The following is a 24,351-nucleotide window of genomic DNA, read 5'->3' on the forward strand; positions in this document are numbered from 1 at the left end:
AATCCTTATGGCATATCCCAACTTTCCTTATCGCATTGATACCCAAGGCCGGACAGCGACCACGACGCGGCTGGATGTCATTCGCGATCGTATCGAGCAGGTACTTTTCACCGAGCCGGGCGAGCGGGTGATGATGCCAACATTCGGGTGCGGGCTGAACCGCCTTCTTTTCGCGGGCGTCAGCGAAGCGGTGATTGAGAACACTCGGAGTCTGGTGGCGACCTCGCTGCAAACCTGGATGCAGGACGATATCGATCTTTCTGAGGTAGACGTCTATTTCGACAATGGCGCGCTTTTCATCAATGTCGCCTACATCGTTCTTCCTACCGGAGAGTCACAACAAGCCATGTTTGAGCGGGAGGTGTCAGCATGATCTATTTTTGCTGCGACCAACGCCGACGTGAGGCGGTGCGCCAGTCCGATTTGAATGGCATAGATTTCGTTGAAGTGATCGACCGTGAAGCGGCGCTGGAAACTGATCGCCAACGGTTTCTTCATCTGTATTTGGTCAATGATCCCGGTGCGTTTGTTTACACCGTCGATAACATTCGCATTGAAGGGCCGAATGCCATTGAAATAGTCAATGTCACAATGGGACTGGACGGACAAACCAATGTATTGGTGATTGAAGTCGCCGAGCCCGGTGATTTCTCGCCTTACACCATCAACATCGTCACCAGCGCATTAAATCCGCTTCCACCACCAGAGATAGATCCCGCGCTGGCATCAGTTGGTTTCTCTTTCAAAGTAGAATGCCCTTCGCCATTCGACTGTCAAAGCAGTTGCGATTGCCCTGAACCCGAAGCCGTTGAAACTGAGATTGATTACACGGCGAGAGATTTCTATTCCTTCCGCCGTATGATGCTCGACAGGCTTTCCATGACGGCACCAGCCGCGGCGACCGGACATCCCGCAGACCTTTCTACTGCGCTGGTGGAAGTGCTGGCCTATACCGCTGACCAACTGGCTTACCAACAAGATGCTGCCACAACGGAAGCCTATCTCAATAAAGCGCGCTCGCGAATTTCGCTCAAACGCATGACACGACTGGTGGATTACAGCGTGGATGATGGCTGTAATGCCCGCTGTTTTTGCCACTTTGCCGTGTCGGCAGATGTACATCCTATTGCCCCCGCCACCTTGGTCATTCCCCAAGGCAGCGCGGTGTGTACCCAACTGAGTGAGCAACCCAGAGCTTTCGCGAGAGACGACGCTTTGCTCGCGCAAAGTGGCGCAGTGTATGAAACCTGCCATGATGTACCTGCGCTTTTTCACCTCCATAACGAAATCACTTTTTACACTTGGAGTGACGCCCGTTGTTACCTGCCAAAAGGCGCTGTCAGTGCCACTTTAGATGGCCATTTCCCTGACTTGGAAGCGGGCATGTATCTGGCATTTGAGGAAGTCATGGGGGCGCGAAGTGGCAGTCCAGCTGACCGACAACTGTCGCAACGTCAGGTGGTTCTCCTCACACAAGTGCAGGCATTCGATGCAGATGGTGAGCCGCTCCTCGATCCGGTAACGGAATTGCCAATCACAGAGATTGTCTGGCATGGCGCGGATGCCTTGCGTTTCCCTATGTGCATTTCATCAGAAACTTCCATTGAGGAAGGACGCCGATACCTTGAACCCGTCACCGTTGCCCGGGGCAATATAGTGCTGGTGGACCATGGTCAAACGATTTTTGGCGAGCGTTTACCAGAAGTGCCACTGCCAACGCTGAGTTGGGCGCCGGGGCAGGGTATGCAAGCTGGTAGTGCGAAAGGAGCAAGCTGCGCAGAAGCCAATTGCGAGCAGGAGCAAGCTGAAACCATCACCCCAAAATACCAGCCGACGCTCGCCAATCGCCCACTGACGTTTTCCCCTGACTATGCGCTGGGCGCGCCTGCGACGGAGCTTTTGAAAACACCTTCACCGAGCGAAACATTCGCCAATGTCTCTCTTGATGCAGATGATGGCGTTGAAGTGCGTCCTTATCACGTCGTCAGGGATATGCTCGCGTCAGACGATTCGTCCTTGGTATTTACCACGGAAATCGAGCGGGATGGCGTGGTTTCACTGCGCTTTGGTGACAACGTCTACGGTCGTCGTCCGTTGCCCGAAACCCGGTTTACAGCCACCTATCGGGTAGGCGTTGGGTCAGCAGGTCACATCGGTGCTGACAAGCTCTACCATCTCGCTTTGCCTATTCCAGAAGTCACCGAAGTACGCAATATCACGCCCGGTGAAGGAGGGCGAAACCCAGAAACCAACGCGGAAATCAGAAAACGCGCGCCTTTCTTGTTCAAAACACAAGAGCGGGCAGTGACGCGGGAAGATTATCAAACGCTGGGTCGACGGGTGGCGGGTATTCAGGACGTCAGTTGCGCCTACATCCATACGGGCAGTTGGATGACGACCTTTGCCTTGCCCGATCCGGACGACAGGGTAGAAGTATCTGACACATTACGAACCACGCTTCGTGACCACTACGAAAAATTCCGTCTCGCTGCCCATGATGTAGAAGTGTCGTCTCCGGTTTATGTTCCCCTTGAAGTGACGCTTCATGTTTGTGTTGCGCCGAATACGTCGAAATCCCATGTTCGCCAGCGCTTGTTGAAACTGTTCTCGCCAAACCGTTTGCCTGATGGCGCTTTGGGTTTGCTACACCCCAATCGGTTCCGTGCTGGAGAAACGCTCCATCTCTCACCTTGGTTGGCTGCCGCTCAAAATGTGGAAGGAGTGATTGCGGCCAAAGTGACACGATTCCGTCGTTTTGGGGACCCAAGAACCAGTGGATTGATAGACAGAAAGCTCGAATTCGGCCGCACGGAAATCGCGCGGATCGACAATGATATCAGCCATCCGGGCAATGGCGTGTTCCTTCTCGATATGGATGGAGGGCGTTGATATGGCAAACCATGAACCCCATTGTGGCGCTTGCAGCGGCATTGAAGTGCTGACACCGAAAGCGGCACAAAATACCCAAGGTTTATCCCGAATCGGTTATCGAAGCGGCGAATACCAAGATTTTTATGCCAGCATGACCGCGAGACTCTCTTCTGCCAAATATGGCGCTCTGGGTGTACTGACTTCGCGCGATTCTGGTGATTTTTCTTTGGCGCTTATTGATGCCTGGGCCGCCAGTTGTGATGTGCTGACCTTCTACAACGAAATGTGGCTGAACGAAGCCTACGTTAATACCGCGATGGAAACCGGCTCGCTGCATGAATTGGCGATGCTGATTGACTATGCGCCTCATCCTGGCGCAGCAGCGACGGCAGACCTGGCTTTCACCATCGCTGCGGGTGAAGGAATACCGGAAGAAATCACAGTGCCTGCAGGCACCAAAGTGCAGAGTACGCCGGGGCAGGACGAGAAGCCTGTTATCTACGAAACGCTGGAAGACCTGACAGCGCGGGCAGCTTGGAATGCGATGCGCCCAAAACTCACTGCACCTCATCCATTAACCGCATCCACGACCCGTATTCCATTGCCGGGTACCAATCTCAATTTGAAACCGGGCGATGCCTTGTTTTTTGTCTCCGACGATGAGCAGCAGGTCTTTGCGACAATCAACGCAGTGACGCCTGTGTTGGCAGACATTGCGACAGACCGGGAAGCGAAAGATCTTACCTGGCTGGACATATCGCCAGTCGGCGAGGGGCCATTGGTTAAGACCCATTCCGGCGCGACGGGGTCTATTACCACAGTATTTGCTGCCGAAGCGGGAGGATATGTCGATAAAGCCATCAAGGGGAAAGAACTTCGCACCCTGCTGATGGAAGAAAAAACCAGTGAAAAAGCCTTCTTTTCCGCGTTGGCTGCACAATCCAAAACCGTCAGACAGGTTCAGGTGTTCCGCACCAAAGCGGCGATTTTCGGCCACGCTGCACCGCCACTCGATACGCTCCACTATTCGTTGACGGGGACATCGCCTGTTTTCAAGAAAAGTGGCAGTGATGTGATTGTAGAAGACGTTGTTTCCGGCCCCTACGCTGGTTTGGAAGATGCCCAGTGGGCGGATGGCAAACTGGAGGTGATGGATGAAAACGCCAATCGCGTTTATCTGGAACGTGCGGTGTCTGAAATCAGCAAAGGCAGCACGGTTGTTCTGAAAGACGGTAGGAAATGGTCGCGGTATAACGTGACAGACACTGCGGAAACCTCTGCGTCATTCTTTTCTGTCACGGGTAAAAGTTCGCGTTTAACCCTAAACGACGATGAACACTTTGATGATCTATCCATCCGTGGAACCACGTGTTTTGGTGCCAGCGAATGGATTGATATTGCTGATCCGCCTATCACTGATCCATTGGATGAAAACAGTATTTCGTTGGATCTGAACAGTCTGTTTACTGCAGAAGAAGGGCGCAAAGTTATTCTGAAGGGTCAAGCGGATGGGTTCGGGGAAGAACCTGTAGTGACAACACAGATCGTCCAATCTATCACGCATGAAAACAGTACTTCTACACTAACGTTTTTTTCGCCCATTGGCGTTGCCTATTTGCCACAAAGCTTGCGCATCCACGCCAACATCGCTGATGCAACACAAGGTGAGTCGGTGGCAGAAGTACTGGATGATGGCAGTGCGACGCCGCATCTTGCCTTCACTACCAAACAAACGCCCCAAACCTTTGTGCCAGCAGCAACGGCGACAGGCGTGAAGCCAACGATGGAAATCCGCGTTAACAAGATCCTGTGGAAGCAGGTGCCGCACTTCCTCGATGCTTCACCAACAGACCGGGTTTACACGTTACGCATTGATGAAAACGGCTACAGCCATCTGGCGTTTGGTGATGGTGTATTGGGCGCAATGCCGGGCAAAGGGCAACAAAATATCCGAGCCAGCTACCGTAAAACGTTGGGTTTGGAAGGGCGGGTGAAAGCAGGGCAACTTAATCTACTCATGTCCCAACCTTTGGGTTTGCAGGGCGTAAACAATTTACTTGATGCGGAAGGTGGGGCTGACCCTGAAAGCTTCGATGAAATCCGCGTCAGTGCACCGCTTTCCTGCCGAACCTTGGGACGTGTGGTTTCCCTGACAGACTACGCCGATTTTTCACGCGCCTATGGCGGCATCGCCAAGGCGACGTCGCAATGGCTGCACCTGAGCAGTGGGCCTCAAGTTGTGGTCACAGTGGCAGCAGAAGAAGGCGCTCAAGTACCTGAAGGTGGTGATTTACACGATGCTTTGACGGAAGCGTTGGTGGCGGCTGGTGATCCATTTGCCCGTTTTGTTTTGCGCAGTTTCCGGCAAACGTTTTTCCGCCTAGGCATCAAAATCAAAGTCAACGAAGACTATCTTGCTGATGATGTGATTTCCCGTGCGCAAAGCCAGCTTCGGGATGCGCTTTCCTTTGAGGCCCGCGATTTCGGCCAGCCCGTTTTTGCGAGTGAAGTGATTGCTTTGCTCCACGAAGTAGACGGCATAGATGCGGTGGTGGTTGACAGACTCTACACAGGAAACACGCCGACACGTCATGACGGCATTGCCGCTCCCGTTGCCGAAATAGTCTCGGGGGAAGTCGTAGGTGCCACCATATTAAGTCTGCACCCTGAAGCGCTTGATTTTATGGAGGCCAGCTTATGAGCAGCTTGTCACCGGAATCCTTATACAACCTATTGCCTGAGGTTTACCGTCGGCGTGATGAAGAGCAGGGCTTCCCGCTCAAAACGCTGATGGAAATATTGGCTGAGCAGGCGGCCATCGTGAAGCATGATATCGACAGGCTTTACGACAACCAGTTTATAGAAACCTGTGACGAATGGGCGGCACCGTATTTGGGCGAGCTGGTGGGTTATCGGTATGGTCCAGAGATCCCGGGCGTCAGCCAACGCGCGTCTGCTGCCAATCAAATTCGGATCACCCGTCGTCGCGGTGTTGCCTTAGCCTTAGAGCAACTGGCGACAGATACCACACGTTATCCCGCCAGAGTGGTGGAATTCTTCCGCTTGCTGTCGAGACCTGAGCATTTAGCAGCACTTCGTCCAAACAATCACTACACCTTGGATGTGAGAAACAGCGCCAAGTGCGAATCCATCGGCTCAGCATTTGATTCTGCCAGCTATAGCACCGCAGTGGGTCGAATCAGTCAGGGAGAAGGGCAGCATCATTTCCGGAATGTCGGTGTATTCATGTGGCGTCTTGCTCATCACCGTCAATCCATTGTGCCTGCCTATCAGGTGGACGCACGACACTACCTGTTCAATCCGCTGGGGTGCAATACTCAATTGTTCAATCAGCCTATCCCAGAGCCAAATATCAATCATCTCGCCGAAGAAGAAAACCTGCCTGTGGCGCTGAAACGAAGAAGCATTGCAGGTTCGCGTTTGGCGACTTTCTATCCTCATACCTTTGCAGTAGTGATTGACGGAATTTTGCATACGGCTGATCAACTACAAATCTGCAATTTGAGTGATGACGGCGCTGACTGGGCGCATTCGCCAGTCGACCGCATTTCCGTTGATCCTGAGTTAGGCAGGCTATCACTTCCGACCTCAATACCCGTGCCTGATACCGTCGAGGTGACCTATCACTATGGTGCAGCCGCCGATATTGGTGGAGGGGCTTACCCTCGAAGCGAAGGCTTTATTGTCTTCAATACGCCATCCCAACAGATTGGTGAGGGCGATGCCATTCAGCCTACTTTGGATCTGATTCAAAACGGTGGCGTGGCGGAAATTGGTGTTTCCCATGTGTTCACCGAAGCCCTGAATGTTTCGGTCAATGCCGACCAAACATTGTCGTTGCGTGCTGCTGAGGGGCATCGCGCCTTTGTTGATCTTGAAGGCGATGACATGACGCTGGTTGGCGGTGAAGAAGCAGAGATCGTCCTTGATGGATTGGTAGTGACGGGTGGTCGTTTGCTGATCCCCGATACTGGAGACAACGCACTTCGCCGTTTGGTGTTGCGCAACGTCACGCTTGTGCCGGGGCTTTCGCTGGACATTAACGGAGAGCCGATTTCGCCAGAGCAGCCTTCGCTGATGGTTGAAATCCCCAATGTGACTGTTGAAATTGAACGCTCCATTCTCGGTGGAATTCGCACTGTAGAAGGCGCGTCTGTCACGATAAAAGACAGCATGCTTGATGCGACATCTCGTTCGCGAACAGCATTTTCATCGCTTGATGGTGCCAGCCATGGCGGTGTGCTGACACTCTGTGAAACCACGGTGATTGGCAAAATTGGAGCCCGCTCATTCCCCTTGATTTCCAACACTATTCTGGATGCGGCGTTAGAGGAGGGCGACGACTGGACAGCGCCAGTCTGGGCTCTTCAACGACAGACGGGTTGCGCGAGATTTTCCTTTATTCCACCAGATTCGAGAGTACCGCGTCAGCATCGTTGTCAGCCCCAGTTTGCGGCATCAAAAGCAGTTGAAGCAGCAGAAGCAAGAAACCCTGCGCTTACTGACTCGGCGCGCTCCCATATTATTCGCGGTGTTCGCGCTCGCGTTGTGCCCGCGTTTACGTCAACCCGATACAACGACCCTGCCTATGGTCAATTGTTGCTTTCCGCTCCTGAGGAAATTCGACGCGGCGCAGACAGTGACAGTGAAATGGGCGTTTATCACCACCTCTATCACCCGCAGCGGCACGATGCTTTGCTGTTTCGTCTCAATGAATTTCTACCCATCGGCCTTGATGCGGGCTTGATCTATGTGACCTGAGGAGGAACTCATGGCTATAGATATTTCAGGAAAAACGTTTGACCCACGCCATAACTACTCCGAACTGGTGTCAATGCAGGGAAGGGTGGTGTCGGATACGCCACTCAATGAAGGCGCGGCGATTGTGGATCGACGCTTTCGTGCAGAAACCATCGATTTAGCCGGATTCAGCGGATATCCGGCTCATCTGCCAGACAGTTTCCGGATTGAAATCTCTGGTGGAGAATTGCTGATCCACCCCGGCCGCTATTATGTCGATGGCTTAATGGCGGAAAATTTCGGTCACGGGGAACACGACTTCTATCTGCCATTAGAAGAGTTGCGGAGCTCAGAACCTGTCCCTTTCGATGCGCAGCCTTATCTTCCCATTATGGAACCGCTTGAACTGGAAGATGGTCGCTATTTGGCCTTTTTGGATGTTTGGAAACGTCCGGTCACGTTTCTTGAAGATCCAGAACTCATCGATCCTGCCATTGGTGTAGATACCAGCGCGCGGGTGCAAACCGTTTGGCAGGTAAAACTCTTCGCCGTGGAGGACGGTGTCACCTGCAATACTGATGACGAAGATATTGAAGGGTGGGAAGCGTTTACTGAACCCTCTTCTGCTCGCCTTTCTACCCGTGCTAACCCAGCATCAGCGGTCGATGATCCTTGCTTACTGCCACCAGAAGGCGGCTATCGAGGTTTGGAAAACCGCACCTACATGGTTGCCGTGCATGACACCAATGAAGATGAAGTGCCATTGCTGAAATGGTCTCGGGTCAATGGTGCGTTTGCCGGACGAATCCTTGCACAACCTGCAAACAATACTCTGACGTTAGAGCAGGTAGCGAAAGACGATTACCTCAGATTCAACGCGGGAGATTGGGCCGAAATAACGGATGATGTGCGAGTGCTGGAAGGTAACCCTGGCACCATGGTGCAAATCCTTTCTGTGAATGATGCGACCAATACCGTTGTACTCACAAGCCCCTTAGGTGTTGGCGAAGTGATGCTGATTCCCGCATCGACAGCGGCTAACCAGACGATTCATCCAATACTGCGCCGCTGGGATCAATCTGGCGTGGTTTTGGACACTGACGGAAATGAAATCGTTAATCTCGATGCGCCAGGAAGCGATGGTTTAATTCCAGCACCAGAAGGCACATTCATCGCGCTTGAAGATGGCGTGGAAGTGGCTATCTCGCTGGAAGGTGGCGCCGGAGAATATCACGTCAGCGACAACTGGAGCTTCATTACCCGCTATGCAGACAGCTCAGTAGAAACGCTGACAGAAGCGCCTCCTCAGACCTTCCATCACCACTACTGCCGACTGGCTGTTCTGGATGTATTGGGGGGAGAGTTTGTTGAGCCGATTTTTCAGGACTGCCGTGACCCGATTGGCACCGCTGGCTGCTGCACCGTGGTGGTTCGTCCGGGCGAAGATATTCAGGCCGCGTTAGACAGTCTCTCACCAGAATTTGGTGGTTGTGTGTGCCTGAAAGTGGGTGTTCATACCATTCGTCGAGCGCTTCGAATCCGCTATCCAAACGTGACGCTGCATGGGGAAAGCCATGGTGCGCAAATCAGAAACCTTTCCGGTGAAACTGCTATTGCTGTCCGTTCGGACGATGGCAGTGTGCTCGCTGGTATTCATCTCTCAACCGTCTCCATCATGAATCGCGGCGCGACGGAGAAACCAGAAGGCATCATATCGATAAGAGCAGCTCAGGACAGTCTAGTTGAAGATTGCCGGGTACAAACGCTCGATGGGAGTGTTCAATCGATTGATAACCCCGCCGTCGGTTTGTTTGATTGCCAGCGGGTGAGAGTTAGCCACTGTCAGTTCGAAGGTTCACCGATCGGTGTCTGGATTGGTGAAGGTGGCGAAGATCTCACCATCAACAACAACCTAGTCCGTTTTAGCGCGGAGCAACTTCCTGGGTTGATCGGTGTCGCGGTAGCCAGAATTTCCGGTAGGGCACGGATCATTGACAATGATATAGACGGTTTTGCCCGTGGTGTTGTCATCAATAACCAGCCTGCTGGCCCCGCTTTCTCAACCGCTTCGTACAGCGAGGTAAAAGGAAACCGAATCACGCTGAGCAGAATAGCGGGTGAGTTGGACGCTATTGCTGTGGAGTCAAACTGTGCATACGCCACGGTGTCTGAAAATCAGATCCTCCTGTTGGCGGAAGAGAGCACTGGCATCATGGTTCGTGGTGTCGGCACCTTGATTGAGCGCAACCGCATCCAAACCGAAGAACAGGTTGAAACCCAAGTCGCAATCATGGTCGGCAGTGAGGACGATGAACTCTTTACTGGTGGTATCACCGCCGCGCAAAACTGGATTAGCGGGTGTAGCGGTGGCGTCATCGCTGAGCAGGTCGTTGGGCTGCGTGTCGACAACAATGACATTTCAGGCGACAGAGGTACGGAACTCGCGGTATCGGCAACGCAATGTACCTTGGTCAGTATTGAAAACAACACCATGGTGACCGTTACATTGGCAGTGTTTGCCAGTGAGTGTGAAGACGTTCAAATCAACAGTAATCAAATTCGCGATGATGCCGCTGCTATTGCCTGTGAACGTTGTGTGCGTGTTGATATCACCAATAACCAAATCGCGAATTGTACCCATGGCGGTATTCTCGCGCTCCTTTGCATTGCCCGAGTCGGAATTATTGGAAACCGCCTCAACTACGTGGGTGTTTCAGGCGCAAATATTTTTGCCTCTTCCATCATGAGCGTATTTCACCTCGGCGAGTGTCATATTGAATCCAACGAAGTCCTGAATACTGGCGTTGGGCGAGACGAGATGGTGAATCAACAAAGAACCGTCGGCATTGGCGCTTTGTTTGTTCTGGAAGCCCGCATAGAAAGCAATCTGGTGTCTTACTCAGACTTGCTGACAAGGGAGCGTATTCTGGAAGATCGTGCCCTTTTGATGCAGGGGCTGATGGAAATTTCTTTCCCAATAGGCGACCGGCGCTTTGTGCTTCTTGGCTATGCCTGTCAGGTTGCTAACAACAAATTCCTTGGCCGCGGTGCTGATACCCTGGTGGAAATCCTTACCCGCAGCCTCAGCGACAATATCCGAATGCGTTTTGAACGTGTTCTTTTCAACAACAACTTCATCGAACACGTCGGTAACAACGACGACAACATTGCCAATGGTGCGACGGTGATTCTCAATGGCAGTCAAGCCTCTGTGATGGGTAACCACGTCAAATCCGGCACTTTCTTCCTTCCATCGTTCAACTTCAACGGCATGGAAGGGCCTTTTATTGGCAACGTCGTCCGCGGCTCAATCATCAATCACCCTGAATTCCCTGCGCCTGAATCTGGCTTCAACACTCAGGCATAACTAAGGAGCGAAATCATGGCAAAGGCAAGTACAGTATTGAAAAAACACCTTTCGCTCATCAGCGAAATGGAAAAGGCGGGTCAACCGAATAACGTGAAGAATCCGGTAGTGAAAACCCGCACTGCCGCTGCGGCCAAAAAGGCAAAGGTTGAAAGTCGAATCAAAGAATTGGAAGAGCAGCGTGCAGCGTTCAATAAGAAAATGGACGAAGCGATAACACAAGAGAAAAAACAACTCATTGAGATAGAGCGGTTCGAAAAAATGGTCGCGGAGCCAGAACAACCCAAAACCGAAGAAAAGCCTAACCCAAAACCCAAGCCTCGCACACCAAGAACCCCCAAGGTAAATACCGAGGCGGTGATAAAAGCAACGACAAAGAGAAAGGTTTCACCGACTACGCCGAAAAGAAGGCCGACGAAGAAGTAAAGCTTTTTAGTTAAAAATGAGTTTGAAATTCAGTATGTTTTATCTGGAGTTAGATTATGTCGAATATTGAATTTGGAGTTGTCATCACACTGGTTATTTCGATTATAACAGGTGCACTTTTTATAGGTAAGTTAGATGGAAGGTTAGAGGCAATTGAAAAAGATAAAGATTGGCAGTCGATAGTAAAATTAAGGGAGGAACAAGTCGAGTCGATGAATAAGGATGCCGAAAATATAAAAACCAGGTTTAATAAAATAAAAATGGAGGCTGACGAGAAAATAAAACTCATTGGTGCAGAAATACTTAGTATTAATAAGTTAGTCTCTGAAGGTAAGTTGGACATCAATGAGCTAGTGAAAATATCCAAGAAAAACATAGGTATATCGGGAGAAAAAATACTTAATGAGATCTCGGGAGAGTTGAAGGTAGGTCGCTGTGAAGATATCAGGGGGAAATGTGGAACGGGGATGTTTAGGCAGCCAACTTATTATTTTGATCGCGTGGTATTTTCATGCCCAGATAGCAAACCAATAATGAGTGAGTTTCGGTTTAGTAGATGTGGGGCGATCAATAGTGCAAACGAGGGGTTACAGGTTATCGCAAAGTGTTGCTCTCTAACGAAATAGTCGAATTGTGTTAGACCTCTCGCTGTAGATCCTTTTTGTGATTTTGTGTGTTGATTCATCATCAAGTACAGACGACGAAAGTAGTCCTCTAGAGAATGAAAATGCTTTTCGCCCCTCAGAAAAAAGTGACGCCGAATAGTACGCCCAAAAAAGATGCGAAAAGCGCAAACATTCTTTCACGTCGTGGAAGTGAGCTGTTGTCGTCAAACAAAAAGACAACAGCCGAGAAGGCGCTTGCCGTTTCTGAATGTACGGGAAGTTCGTTAAGAGTATTGCCAGGTGGTAATGCAACAAAACCAATGAATATGGCTCGGGTGGTTAGGCAATTCAGCAATGCTAAAACACCTAAGCACACTGCTAAGGTTCCAACATCCGTTGCATCCAGCGTGAGAGGCTTTGGTCATGCGCTTCTTGAAGCCGCCCAAGAGACCAAAACTGAAGCTGCAATGGAACCGTCATTTCCCGCTGGCTTTAATGCTGCGCCCTTATCTTCAGGTAGCCCAATTCCTGAGGCAACCCGTGTGCATTTTGAAAGTGCGTATGGGTACGACTTATCTCCCGTTAGGTTGCATCAGGGTGTGAGGGAGGAAAGCGCATTGCAGGCACTAAACACCGTCGCATTTACGTTGAACGACCATATTGTCATGGACAGTCGGATCAGTCTGGATAGCCATGCAGGAAGGCATGTTCTCGGGCATGAGCTGGCTCACGCAGTGCAAGGAAGGTTGGGAAGTCAATCAGCTCATCATCAACCTCGATTGAGTCAGCCAAACTGGCATTCAGAACGAGAGGCGGAAAGCGCAACGAAAGCCGCGTTAGCAGGCCGTCGATATGATATTCGTCAGGCTGTTGATGAAGACGTCCATCAGGTTGCTCCCTGGTTAATTCTTGCGGGAATTGGCTTGGCGGCAGGGTTGGTGACTTGGGCTGTATCAGACAGTCCAGAAGAAAATCGTCGGCGTCATGCAGCAGGGGAGGAAGATGCTTCCCAAAGCCTTTGGACCCTGGTGCCGATTTACGGGTCCATTCAGCAAATTCGCGAAGCAGAATCCTACTTTCAACGTGTGCTTGGGGTGGGATTTTTAATGCTTGATATGGCGACATTGGGATCAGCAGGTGTGGCTGCAAGAGCATTAATCCGGGCACCGGCTGCTTTGGTACGGACAGCCGTGACCCGACAAGGGAGTCGGTTAGTGGTTCGGGAAGGCGGAGAAATTGCGACTGAGGCTATGGCAAGGGAAGTCGCTGAAGGGTTTGTCCGTGAAGGAGGCGCTGTATTTGCCACGCGCTCTGCTGCAACGGCAGAGATGATGCAAGCTTTGCAACGTGGCGCGATGCTATTGGTGACTGAAGGTGGCCTTAATCATGCCGTCATGTATGCAAGGAATGCGGCGGGTCAGCTTGTTCGTGTTCATGGTGGACCATTAAGAGTACTGTTCCATGAAGCACCGAGAGCTCTAGGGCAAGAAGCTGTTGAAAGTCTGGGCCGAAGAGTGAATGCCTATGTTGTGATTGAGGCGGGTGAAGCGGCCGTCGATATTGAACGTGCGACAGGCATAGTGCAAAACAGTGCGCCTGCGATTGTTCGTTGGTTAAGCGGGAATCCTACCAGTTGCGGCATTTTACAAGGGGCATTACTGGAAGCTTCAGAACTGTCAGCGACCGCTTTGAGCCGACTAATGCCGGCAGGCGCAACAAGCAGATTGGTGCCAGTCACTATCATGGATCATATGATTCAAAGTGGTGCCGGACTCCGTTTGGTAGAAGGGGGTATGGCTAATGTCATCAGAGGTACCGCAATTCAGGAATCTATGTTGGTTGCTGGTGGTGCGCTGCCCGCTATTGTGTCAGGTATGGTGGGCTTTTTCGTGCACATGGGAACGTACTCACCTGAGGAACAAGAAGCATTGGGAAGACCAGGAGACCCAAGTGGAATGGAGCCAGCGGCGCCAGCTGCCCAACCTGTTCCGCAGCAGCAAATCGATACCACTGTTGATGTCTATATCGATGTGCTTTCAAGCGCCGATCGCACTGGTCATCGTCGCGTTGTGTTTACGATTCGTCGCACGCAAAGCGAAATCAGCCCAGGATTTGAAAAACTCTCCGAGCAATCGCCGCTGAGTGAACAAGGCGAATCAATGCGACCCATCATGGCAATTATGGTCGCCAATATTGCGAATGAACCTATCGGTGAGTACCAGATTATCGCAACTCGTAACATGAGCGGTTGGGGGCTGGTAAGAGGTCAGTAACAACCGATTTGGCGTGTGTTTCAGTATCCATTCTTCCCGCGACGAAAAAAATTTCTCCCAAGAGGCAATAATTTCAGTCAGTGATTCGTTATTGAAGTGAAAACAGGACTTTTTACCTTCAACTAGAGAATCAAAATGAATTCAGAAAATACCTTCTTCAACAAGGCGGCATTGATACTACGCCTTGGGCTAGGCACCGTATTTATCATCGGTGGGTTATCCAAGCTCAGTCTATTACTCTCAAGCACTCACCAAGCGGCAATGGTTGCCAATTACATGGGAACCACTGGCTACATCAATGAGCTGTTTCAGGACTATCTGTTCAGCAACGGTATTCTTACCCCGTGGTTTTTTCTCACTTCGCTCTCCGCGTTCGAGTTCTTTTCCGGTATTGCTTTGGTTGTGGGGCTAATGGTGAGGCCACTGGCGCTTTTCTATGGCCTGTTGCTTTGGACTTTCGTGTTCTCGTTGCCTGTGGATACGGTACCGGGGGCTTCAGTGGGGGTGAAAACTTACACTTCACCCGCCATATTTGTCCAAATCCGTGACATTACTCTGTCCGGCTTGATGTTCGTGCTGTTTAACCTGGGCGCAGGCGCGCGCAGTTTAGATAATAAACGTGGCTATACCGTTGAGCAGCCAGATTGGAATTCGTTGGGGCTACTGCTTCGGTTCTCTCTTGGCTTAACCTTTATCGTCGGTGGCTTCTTTGGCGCTTATGCAAAGATTCCGACCTTTGCGACCAGTCAGTTGTTGCTTGCATTGGTGGGCATCGTACTTGTGTTTGGTCGTCCTCAATTTGTCAAAATCGCTGGCGGTGTTGTCGTAGCTATCATGCTTTGGTTTATGTTCACCAAACTCAATGTCGATAAAGGTGTCATCGCGAACTTAAATGGTGTTAAGCGGGAATTTGCATTGGCTGCGGCAGGTCTAGTGTTGATGAAGTTAGGGGGTGGTGAACGCTTCACTTTGATTGACCTAATCAACCGTTCGAAACATGTATTTGGCGTATATAAGCCAGTTTCTTGAAAGAATGATTGAGGAGTGAGCCCACCTGTAGTCAACGTATGTTGAAGTAGGTGGGTCGTTTATCTATGTGGAATTTTTTCAGGAAAAGGGAAAGTGAGACGTTTGATGAGGAGCTTCTCAATCAGCTTTATCGGTACGCGTATTCACTTTGCCAAGATGAGAGCCTGGCGTTTGACTTAGTGCAATCCAGTTGTGAAAAAGCATTGCGATTGAATAATCTCCGCAAGCGCAAAAAGGCTTATTTGATGACCACGATCCGCAATGCCTTCATCGATCAATATCGGAGAAGGCATCTGGAGTTAGTGGTTGAGGCTAATGAGTTAGATAGCGTAATTCAAAACGACTCGCTGACCATGCGTTCGTTGGAAGAGCTGCAAATTGAAAAAGAGAACGTAAAGTTGGTGCTCGAAGAACTGTCACCACAGGAAAGGGAATTACTGTTTCTGTGGGCGGTGGAAGGCAAGACCTTGCAAGAAATTGCGTCATCGACCGATACACCAATTGGAACCTTGTTATCGCGAATTAGACGGATGAGAAAGCGGCTAGTCGCGCAGTTTGGTCACTTAAATGAGCAGGTGTTGTGATGAACAAAAACAAGGAAACGTTTAAAGATGCGTTGCGAAAAGAGTTCGAACAGAAAGAGCTTTCCGAGGCACAACTGTCTCAGCTCCGGTCATTGGGTGAACCCTACAAGTCACCAGCTCGTTTATTGTCTTCTTTAGCTGCGGCACTGCTGCTTTGCACTTCGTTGATCATCTTTACTGGGTGGAGTCAGGATTATCAGCGGATCGCAGCTGAAATTGCCTATAACCATAACAGCCAGATGCAGATGGAAGTGAAAAGTGATGTCTTTGATGATATTCAACACTACCTGAACAGACTCGATTTTTCGCTGATAGCCTCAGAACAGTTGCCGGCAAATGTATGGCGAATTATTGGTGGTAGATATTGCAGCATTGATGGGAAGATCGCGGCGCAACTGAAAGTCGAAAACAAAGAAAACGGTGATGTGTATACGCTATATCAAGCAAAACTCCCCGACATGCTGGCCTCAGAGAAAGAGTTGGACTCCATTGTGGTTGATGGTGTGGAAGTGAAGCTCTGGAAAGAAAACGGGCTACTCTTGGGATTGGCAAAATAAAGAGTGGTAAAAAGGCGGCGGTTTCCCCGCCTATTTAATGCTGGCCATCTCCGTCATTCCTTCAGAAATGGTATGTATCGCGTTAGACAATGAATCATCGGGCTCTCTATAAAATAGCCTGACTTCAAAGGGGATATTCCATTTCTCATCGCCTGCCAGTGCAAGCTCTCCGCGCACCAATTCATCCTTCACAAATGAATAGGGTAGCCAAGCTAAGCCATAGCCGCCGAGTACCATGGATTTTAGGGTATGGGCGAAGGGGTTTTCATAGCGTCTGTTCAGGTAACACGCTTCTTTGTCGAGCAATTGGTCGATTGATTTACCAAACAAAGACTGATGGGTGTATGCCACGAGGGGAATCGGGTTATTGGCTTCACCGGGAAGATGAAACATGGCTTGCTTGTTGGTTGCCAGGGAGACCGGGACTAAGGTTTCTTGGCCGATCACTGTGCTTTGAAAACGGTTGTCATCAATAGCGTTTCCAAGCTCGTTGTGGGTATAACAAAGCAGGTAATCAACAGACCCATTTCTGAACATTTCTATGCAATCAGCAAGACGATCAGACGAAAGTTTCACATAAACAGGGCCGACTTCTTTTTCGATTTCATGCATCCATGACATAAAGACCGTCTGAACGATCGAGTTCTGTGCAGCAACAGAAATTTCATTGGTTCGGGTTTTCTTCAATGCCCGGGCAGACTCTCTGGCGAGATGCAGTCGATTGAGGATCTCTTCCGCTTCAATCACAAAGGCTTTGCCTTGTTCGGTGAGTTCCAGTTGCGGAGAGTCACGGTTCACGAGATCTGTGCCTACCCATTGCTCCAGGGCTTTGATGCGTCGACTGAACGCGGGTTGGGTGACAAAGCGTTCTCTGGCAGCAGACGTAAAGCTGCTTGAATGTGCCAGACAAACAAAATCTTCCAATAACTTAAAATCCAATACTCCCTCCGAGCCAGTTACAGCGTGGCTTGGTGCCAATGTCGTTCGTGAACTTCATTCCTTCGAATTATTAAAATTATCAGAAAGCATACTTTCCGTAGGCTTAAAGATAAGAAAATGGCCTATTCACCACTAAATCTATGGATAAGTGTGAAAAGTTTTTCTTTTCTAGGCTGAGTGAAGTCTCGGTGTTTAATGCTATGAATTTATGGGGGTTATTTGGGGACATAACTTTTCGGTATGTAGGGCAACCGAATTGGCATGATGCAAAATCGGCTCTCCTGACCATGCTTAATTGAGTGTTTTTAGCCGCACGCTACCTCGGCGGCCGAAAACCAATATGGATGAATCGCAGCGAATGTCCAGCGCTGCAAAGCATGGAAAATCAGACTAGGGAGAAGTCTCATGAAGTACCGCAACAACGTCAGTTCTTTTCTGAAAAGCGCATTAAGTGTCGCCATTGTCGGTGCCTTACCTTTCACCGCTCAAGCGGCAGAAACCATTCGCCTGTCCACTTATGTCAACGAGTCCGACATTCGCTATCAAGGCTTCCAGAAATTTGCAGAACTTGCGGCAGAGAAAAGTAATGGTGACTTGAAAGTTCAGGTTTTCCCATCCGGCACTTTGCATGGTTGGAGTGAAGGTGTAGATGCGGTTCAAGGTGGCGTATCGGATATCAGCTGGATTCCGGCTGATAAACGTTTGCCATGTTATCGCGTCACTTCGCTGTATCCCGTTGCTATTAACCTTGAAAAACAAATCGAGCTTGATGCTGATTACGCGGCATTGATTGAAGCGGAAGCGGCGAAAGCTGACCTTATCCCTTTGATCAACTCTAACTATTCCTACGACCAAGAATGGTGGTTTGAAGAGCCTGTTTCAGACATCGGTAAGCTGAACGGTAAGCTGGTTCGATCGATTGGTCCTCTGGTGAGCCTGATGATCGAAACCTGGGGCGGCAAGCCAGTGTTCGTTGCCCCCAAAGAGGTGTTCCAGTCCGCAGAGCGTGGCGTGGTTGATGGCATCAACATGGGCGTCGCGACATACAGTTCATGGAAACTGTGGTCGGTCATGCCCTACATGGTTAACGCCAACATGTTCTACGGCAACATCATCTACATGATGAACAAAGACAAGTTTGATGGCCTGAGCGCAGACAATCAGAAAGCGCTGAAGGAAGCGGCGAAGGAAGCCGAGGCTTGGTTGAAACCACGCTATGAAACTTGGGTTGATGAGCGTGTCGGCAATGCGGTGATGGCGAACGGCGGTTCTGCGGTTTCCATGTCTGAAGAACGTACCGGTGAGCTACTTGCAGGTATTCAGGAGAAATGGACACCGGAAGTAAATGGTGCCTGTGGCGTGCCACTGGCTGACAAAGTCCGGAGCTTGTTTGCAGCGCACAGCGAATAATTGAAGAGGTGCGCAGTATGAAATCAAACCTGTTAAAGGCTTTGAACTGGCTATCTCTAGCGTTGCTCTACTGCGGTGCCGTTATCGTGCTGATCCAGGCTGTCTGGATCAGCTACGGTGTTGGAGTTCGCTATATCCTCGACTCGCCAGACGGCATGGTGACAGAAGCGACGGCATTGTTACTGGTGCCTGTCGCGTTTCTCGGTATTTCGTATGCGCTGTTGAATGATGCCTATCCCAAGGTGGGGATTGTGCGCGACAAGCTACCCGCAACCCTGCAATTTTGGGTCGACAAGCTGAACATATTGGTGATGTTGCTGATTGGCGCATTCTTCTTTACTGCATCAGCGAAAGCCATGTTCAAGTCGATTGATTCCGGTGCGGCATCCGAAATTCTTCTCTGGCCGCGATTCTATTTCTGGATTCCCGTCGTGTTATCCCTGCTGGTTTTCTGCCTGACAGCAACGTATTTGCTGCTGGCTGGCAGACCACCTCGTAAGCCGCAAGGAAGAGCGGCGACGGATAACGCTGAACTCAGCCAAAACAAACAATAACAAGGAAGTGTTATGGAATGGTACGTAGTTGGGCTAGGTATGCTGGGCTTGTTGATGGGATTCATCATCATCGGCTTGCCAATCCCCTTTGCGCTTGCCGCTGCATCAATCCCATTTTTGCTCGATATCCTAAGCCTGAAATCCTCTTTGGTGACGGTAGAACTGAAACTGTGGGGCGTGTGGTTTGACTACATTCTTCTGGCGGTTCCGCTATTCGTATTCCTTGGTGAATTGATAGGACGTTCTTCGATTGGTCCCAATCTTTACTGGTTTATGCACAGTAAGCTGCCGCTACGCGGTGCAGCGGCGTACGGCAGTATTGGTGCGTGTGCAGGCTTCGGTGCTGTATGTGGTTCGAGCATGGTCGGCTCGCTTACTATCGGCGGTGTTGCCCTGCCGCAAATGCTGAAGCTGGGTTATGGGAAACGCCTGTCGAGCGGTGTGTTGGCAGCAGGGGGTACGCTAAGTGTTCTGTTGCCGCCGAGCTTGATCTTGCTCTTCTATGGCATCGTGACAGATCAGTCTATTGGCTCGCTGTTTATTGCGGGTGTGGTACCCGGATTGGTATTGGTGACCATGTTTTTCATCATTGTCGCGGTGTGGGGGAAGGTTGCACCTCAAGATATTCCGGGACAAGAAAGCATTCAGCCGATCCCTTGGCTGGTGGCGCTGTCAGCACTGACGCCTGTGATGATCATCGGCTTGGTCATCACCATCTCAATCTATGCCGGTATCGCGACACCAACAGAAGCGGCGGCAGTTTCTTCGGTTATCACCCTCATCATGGCATTTTGCTTTGGTGGCCTTCGTTGGGATGGCCTGCTCGAATCCCTCAAGTCTACGATGCAGACCATGGGTTACTTGGGCTTGCTGCTGTCATCAGGGGTGTTATTTGGCTTCGTGATGACCTACCACCAAATCCCACAACAGTTTACCCAGCTGTTCGTTGAAATGGATTTATCACCTTACGCCGTGCTGGCAATGATTGTGGTCTTCTACATCATTCTCGGCATGTTCTTAGAACCTGTCTCCATGACTTTTATCACTCTGCCAACCCTGTTCCCATTGGTGCATGCGGCAGGCTTTGACCTGATTTGGTTTGGGGTGGTTTACACCATCACTATGGAGATAGCAGTACTGACACCGCCTGTCGGGCTCAACCTCTTTGTTATACAGAGTCTTGCGAGAGATGACGTGACTATTGGGGATGTGATCGTCGGCTGTGTTCCATTTATTTTCGCGCTTGTGATTTTGCTGCTGTTGTTGGTCGGACTGCCTGACACAGCGCTTTGGCTCCCTGAGTTAATGGAATAATAACGATGAATTGTATACGTGTAGGAACCGGACCCACGTTGGTACTGGTTCATGGGTTTCTCAGCAGTTTGACCTATTGGGAAAAACAGATTGAGTTGTTTTCAACGCGCTTCGACGTTGTCGCGTTCGATTTGCCGGGCTATGGGGGAAAGGCGAAAGAAACGGGTCTGGACAGCGTTGAAGGCTTTGCGGATTTCGTGTTGGGAAAACTGGATGAACTCGGTATTGACTGTTTTCATCTGATGGGACATTCAATGGGAGGAATGATTGCCCAGGAAGTGGCAATAAAAGCGAAAGACAGGGTGATGGGTTTAGTGCTCTACGCAACCGGTCCGAATGGCCGCTTGCCGGGGCGCTTTGAATCGCTTGAAGACAGCATGGCACGCGCCGAAAAAGAGGGCACAGAGCAAGTAGCTCGGGATACCGTCCGAACCTGGTTTTCCGAAGGGGAAGAGGATCCCGATTTTGTTGGGGGAATGGCACTTGCTGAACGTGTGTCCACACAAACCTATATCAATGGACTGCGTGCGATGGCGGGGTGGAAGTCTCTGGGACGCCTCGATCAGATTGAAGCGAAAACGCTGGTGTTATGGCCAGACAGCGATCGCTCCTACATGTGGGAGCAAACCGAAACACTGTGGCGAGGCATAAAAGATACTAACCTCGCCGTGGTGCCGCTGGCGGCGCACAACACTCACCTTGAGAAAGCGCGGATTTTCAATCTACTGGTGATTGAATTTCTGCAAAGCGAAAAAGTGAAACAACGTCAGTTGGCAGTGACGACCTAGTCGTGACTCTTCCGGAGTGCATCCAAATAGGCGATGTGCTCCGGAAAAATTGCACAGCATCCACCCACAATATTCGACCCTGCATCCAGCCAGGCACGCACAAACGCTGCGTATTCATCGGCCGATAAGTCACGAACTTTCGTCAGAGAGTCGTTCGCTTCGTGATCTGAGTGAATAGCGGTGAAACCATTGGCGTAAGCACCGAGAGAAATGTCTTTTCCGGACTCTTCGATAATGTTTTTTGCTACAGCAATAGCATCGAGCATCACTTCGGGTTGTGAACAGTTAAACAGCACGCCATCGACGCCTCTTTCACACACAACGCGAATTGCATCCGCCACAGATTCACCAGAACGTAATCGAGGTTGATCGATTTCAGTGTCCATTAAGCTGAAAGCAAAGTAGGCAGGTTGATTGGTAGTTTTGAGTACGTCGAAAATCGTTTCGAATTCTTCAATCAAGCTAATGGTTTCAGCTATCCAAACATCTGAGTAGCCCGCTTGTGCATCAACCAGTGTTTGAATGATGGTGCGTGCTTTTTCTGCAGAGAAAAGGTCAGGGCGATAAGAACCCAAAACCGGAGGAATACAGCCCGCAACTTTGACATTCTTCTCGCTATCATCAGCAGCACGACGGGCAATTTGCGCGGCAGACTCAGCCAGTTCGAAGCCTTGTTCTTGATAACGCTGCTCGCCAAGGTGGAATGGGACGCAGGCATAGCTGTTGACCGTAATGACATCGCATCCCGCATCAATAAAATTCTGGTGCGCCTGATAAACACAATCTGGCGCTTCAATCAGCGCTTGAGCGCTCCATAAAGGCTGGGAAAATGGGGCGCCGATACGTTGAAGCTCTCGCCCCATGCCGCCATCTAATAAAACAAACATCCGTGATCGCTCTTTCTTGTTGTACCCCAAACAGATTTGGGCATTTCAAAACTTTTGCGAAAGGTCTCACAAAATATTTGCCTTGTCTAGACGGGTTAGATAGCTGCTTTGGTGGTGTCTTTTTTCCCCTGAAACATCAAAAGACCAAATACGCCCAGCGCATATAGCATCGACCAGCCAAGGCAGACGAAAACAATCACACAAAGTGCCAGCGCGATACCTGCCAGCCATCTTGCGGCACCTTCCAGAAGTTTCAATGCTGCGAGCATCGCCATCAGATAAACCAATACGAACACACTGTTGGCGAGCTTAAGGAAAAACTCCAAATCCAAACCTGACCAATATCCGATGATGCAGGAAGCCGCCAGCACGCCACCGACACTTAATGTTGCATTCTGTGGGACGCCACGGCTCGAAACCTGAGCCATTTTTCCTTCTGGCTTGTTCTCTCGCGCTTGCGCCCAAACCATACGTGAAAGGCTTTGCGTATAGAGGTTGACACTGGCGAAGCAGGCAGAGAAACCAATCACACTGATCAGCATTTTAAAGTTCGGACCAAACAAGTTTTCACTCAACCATGGGATTGAAGCGCTATCAAACTGTGGGGTGCCGTAAGCGCCGAATTTCAGTATGACCACAGACATTGCCCAGTAGGTTGCACCAGCTACGAAACAGCCCGCGATAATGGCGATGGGGAAATCTCTTTCCGGGTTTTTAAACTCTTCTCCCATATGGGCGAATGCTTCAATACCAACAAAGCACCAGAACATCACACCAAGCGCAGCACCAATGGGCCAAAAGGATTCTTCACTGATGGTGGGCATGGTCAAATCGGTGACACCAACGCCGCCTTTCCACAGAAAAGCGCCAACCAAGAGAAAGATGCTGATGGCGATAAGCGTTTGCAGCTGCCCTGAAGATTTAGCGCCCATCAAATTGACACCCACCAAGAGCGCGACGGTAAGAAGTTGAGCTGTTAGAGAGCCGTTAATCGGCTCAGGCAAAAGCTGTTGTAAAAAGCCCGCGGCAAGCGCAACGGCCGCTGGAACACCAACGGGAATCACACTGACAAACAGCCAGGCTACGCTGCGCTCTAACCTTTTATCGAAAGCTTTGCGGACGAAATAAGCGGTACCGCCTGCATTCGGGTAGCGCTTACCTAATTGGGCGAATGTCAGGGCAATCGGGCAAATAGCGACGAACAGGAAAAGCCAAGCCCAGAGGGAAAACTCACCTGCGATGCCTGCTGCAATAGCAGGGATCATGAATAGTCCGGTACCCAAAAGGGTGGTGGAAAGTTGGCCGATACCGGACAGCAATGTGATTTCTTTTTTGAGTTGGTTCATGGGGCATCCAGCCAGTATCTTTGTGTTGATGACTGTTGCCAGATTAAAGCTGATTGATTGAAAAAGCATCGCGCAAAGTGTCTTTGTTCAGCGTCAGATTGACGGTTTTTATTGCTGAGGCTGACAAAGTGACAGTTTTCGCGCAATATTCTGCGAGAGAAGTGATTTACGAAAAGAGAATTGAAAGAAGAACATGGATAAGTTCGACCAACAAATATTGGATATTCTGCGCGTAGATGCACGTCGTTCCGTCAGCGAAATCGCGCGGGACGTCAATTTGTCGCGTTCCGCAGTGACAGCACGAATCAAAAAGCTTGAGCAAGACAAAGTTATTCTTGGCTACCACGCCGATGTGGTGGAGAACAAAAGCGTCGAAATGGTCTGCGCTTACCTTGCATTGAAATACGACACTTCATCCAGCCAATATCACTGTGAGGCTTATGCGGAAACCATTCGCCGGATTGAAGGGGTGAAATGGTGTCATGCGATCAGCGGCGAAACTGACATGATGCTGTATGTGGAAGTACCTAGCATGAACCGTATCAATCAAATCCGTGAAGTGATTCAGGCGATTCCAGACATCAAACAGGTGGTGACCCATATCGTGCTGACCGAGTTTTTCAACACGACCAAATGAGTC

The 24,351-nt window shown here is 50.3% G+C and carries 19 protein-coding genes; 16 read left to right on the forward strand and 3 right to left on the reverse strand.

What is annotated here, in order from left to right:
- Nucleotides 1-7: 7 nt before the first annotated feature.
- The 11 genes from GCE9029_RS13865 to GCE9029_RS13915 all read left to right on the forward strand — a co-directional run bounded on the left by GCE9029_RS13865 (nt 8) and on the right by GCE9029_RS13915 (nt 16,473).
- A complete protein-coding gene (locus GCE9029_RS13865) occupies nt 8-373 on the forward strand; it encodes a GPW/gp25 family protein (RefSeq protein ID WP_062663896.1) in 366 nt (121 codons plus the stop codon).
- Nucleotides 370-2,889 (forward strand): baseplate J/gp47 family protein, encoded by a 2,520-nt coding sequence (locus GCE9029_RS13870; protein WP_062663898.1) that lies wholly within the window; start codon nt 370-372, stop codon nt 2,887-2,889. Before GCE9029_RS13865 ends, GCE9029_RS13870 begins: the two co-directional genes overlap by 4 nt.
- A gap of 1 nt (nt 2,890) precedes the next feature.
- Complete coding sequence (locus GCE9029_RS13875) at nt 2,891-5,572, forward strand: baseplate J/gp47 family protein (protein WP_062663900.1); 2,682 nt, start codon at nt 2,891-2,893, stop codon at nt 5,570-5,572.
- Nucleotides 5,569-7,653 carry a hypothetical protein gene (locus GCE9029_RS13880; protein ID WP_062663902.1) on the forward strand — a complete coding sequence of 695 codons (2,085 nt, stop codon included), beginning with the start codon at nt 5,569-5,571 and terminating at the stop codon, nt 7,651-7,653. Before GCE9029_RS13875 ends, GCE9029_RS13880 begins: the two co-directional genes overlap by 4 nt.
- A gap of 10 nt (nt 7,654-7,663) precedes the next feature.
- Nucleotides 7,664-10,999: a DUF6519 domain-containing protein gene (locus tag GCE9029_RS13885; RefSeq protein WP_062663904.1), complete on the forward strand. Its 3,336-nt coding sequence runs from the start codon at nt 7,664-7,666 to the stop codon at nt 10,997-10,999.
- Nucleotides 11,000-11,014: 15 nt separating this feature from the next.
- On the forward strand, nt 11,015-11,425 hold the full coding sequence (locus GCE9029_RS13890) for a hypothetical protein (RefSeq protein WP_062663906.1): 411 nt from the start codon (nt 11,015-11,017) through the stop codon (nt 11,423-11,425).
- A 56-nt stretch (nt 11,426-11,481) separates the two neighbouring features.
- Entirely contained in the window at nt 11,482-12,051 is a 570-nt protein-coding gene (locus GCE9029_RS13895; RefSeq protein WP_062663908.1) for a hypothetical protein, read from the forward strand.
- Nucleotides 12,052-12,152: 101 nt separating this feature from the next.
- Nucleotides 12,153-14,303, forward strand: coding sequence for an eCIS core domain-containing protein (locus GCE9029_RS13900; RefSeq protein WP_062663910.1), 2,151 nt, complete (start codon nt 12,153-12,155; stop codon nt 14,301-14,303).
- Nucleotides 14,304-14,438: 135 nt separating this feature from the next.
- Complete coding sequence (locus GCE9029_RS13905; RefSeq protein ID WP_062663913.1) at nt 14,439-15,332, forward strand: DoxX family membrane protein; 894 nt, start codon at nt 14,439-14,441, stop codon at nt 15,330-15,332.
- A gap of 65 nt (nt 15,333-15,397) precedes the next feature.
- Entirely contained in the window at nt 15,398-15,916 is a 519-nt protein-coding gene (locus GCE9029_RS13910) for an RNA polymerase sigma factor (protein WP_062663915.1), read from the forward strand.
- Nucleotides 15,916-16,473 (forward strand): hypothetical protein, encoded by a 558-nt coding sequence (locus GCE9029_RS13915; RefSeq protein WP_062663917.1) that lies wholly within the window; start codon nt 15,916-15,918, stop codon nt 16,471-16,473. Before GCE9029_RS13910 ends, GCE9029_RS13915 begins: the two co-directional genes overlap by 1 nt.
- Nucleotides 16,474-16,503: 30 nt before the next feature.
- On the opposite strand, the gene GCE9029_RS13920 is transcribed toward GCE9029_RS13915, so the two are convergent.
- Nucleotides 16,504-17,412 carry a LysR family transcriptional regulator gene (locus GCE9029_RS13920; RefSeq protein WP_062663925.1) on the reverse strand — a complete coding sequence of 303 codons (909 nt, stop codon included), beginning with the start codon at nt 17,410-17,412 and terminating at the stop codon, nt 16,504-16,506.
- 405 nt (nt 17,413-17,817) lie between these two features.
- On the opposite strand from GCE9029_RS13920, the gene dctP reads away from it, so the two are divergent.
- Genes dctP through GCE9029_RS13940 form a run of 4 tightly spaced genes read left to right on the forward strand, consistent with a single transcriptional unit; the run spans nt 17,818 to nt 21,478 of the window.
- A complete protein-coding gene (gene dctP, locus GCE9029_RS13925) occupies nt 17,818-18,822 on the forward strand; it encodes a TRAP transporter substrate-binding protein DctP (RefSeq protein WP_002538840.1) in 1,005 nt (334 codons plus the stop codon).
- Nucleotides 18,823-18,839: 17 nt separating this feature from the next.
- Nucleotides 18,840-19,376 (forward strand): TRAP transporter small permease, encoded by a 537-nt coding sequence (locus GCE9029_RS13930; RefSeq protein ID WP_062663927.1) that lies wholly within the window; start codon nt 18,840-18,842, stop codon nt 19,374-19,376.
- A 12-nt stretch (nt 19,377-19,388) separates the two neighbouring features.
- Complete coding sequence (locus GCE9029_RS13935) at nt 19,389-20,690, forward strand: TRAP transporter large permease (protein ID WP_062663929.1); 1,302 nt, start codon at nt 19,389-19,391, stop codon at nt 20,688-20,690.
- 5 nt (nt 20,691-20,695) lie between these two features.
- Complete coding sequence (locus GCE9029_RS13940; protein ID WP_062663931.1) at nt 20,696-21,478, forward strand: alpha/beta fold hydrolase; 783 nt, start codon at nt 20,696-20,698, stop codon at nt 21,476-21,478.
- Here GCE9029_RS13940 and GCE9029_RS13945 read toward each other — a convergent pair.
- Both GCE9029_RS13945 and yjeH read right to left on the reverse strand, forming a co-directional pair.
- Entirely contained in the window at nt 21,475-22,365 is an 891-nt protein-coding gene (locus GCE9029_RS13945; protein WP_046303106.1) for a homocysteine S-methyltransferase family protein, read from the reverse strand. The two genes, GCE9029_RS13940 and GCE9029_RS13945, sit on opposite strands and share 4 nt — an antisense overlap.
- 95 nt (nt 22,366-22,460) lie before the next feature.
- On the reverse strand, nt 22,461-23,711 hold the full coding sequence (gene yjeH / locus GCE9029_RS13950; protein ID WP_062665677.1) for an L-methionine/branched-chain amino acid transporter: 1,251 nt from the start codon (nt 23,709-23,711) through the stop codon (nt 22,461-22,463).
- A gap of 193 nt (nt 23,712-23,904) precedes the next feature.
- Between yjeH and GCE9029_RS13955 the strand changes: the two genes are divergently transcribed.
- The gene (locus GCE9029_RS13955) at nt 23,905-24,348 is read left to right on the forward strand and encodes an Lrp/AsnC family transcriptional regulator (RefSeq protein WP_062663933.1); all 444 of its coding nucleotides are present in this window, start codon (nt 23,905-23,907) and stop codon (nt 24,346-24,348) included.
- Nucleotides 24,349-24,351 lie beyond the last annotated feature (3 nt).

Source organism: Grimontia celer (assembly GCF_900055185.1).
In the GTDB taxonomy this organism is placed as follows: Bacteria; Pseudomonadota; Gammaproteobacteria; order Enterobacterales; family Vibrionaceae; genus Enterovibrio; species Enterovibrio celer.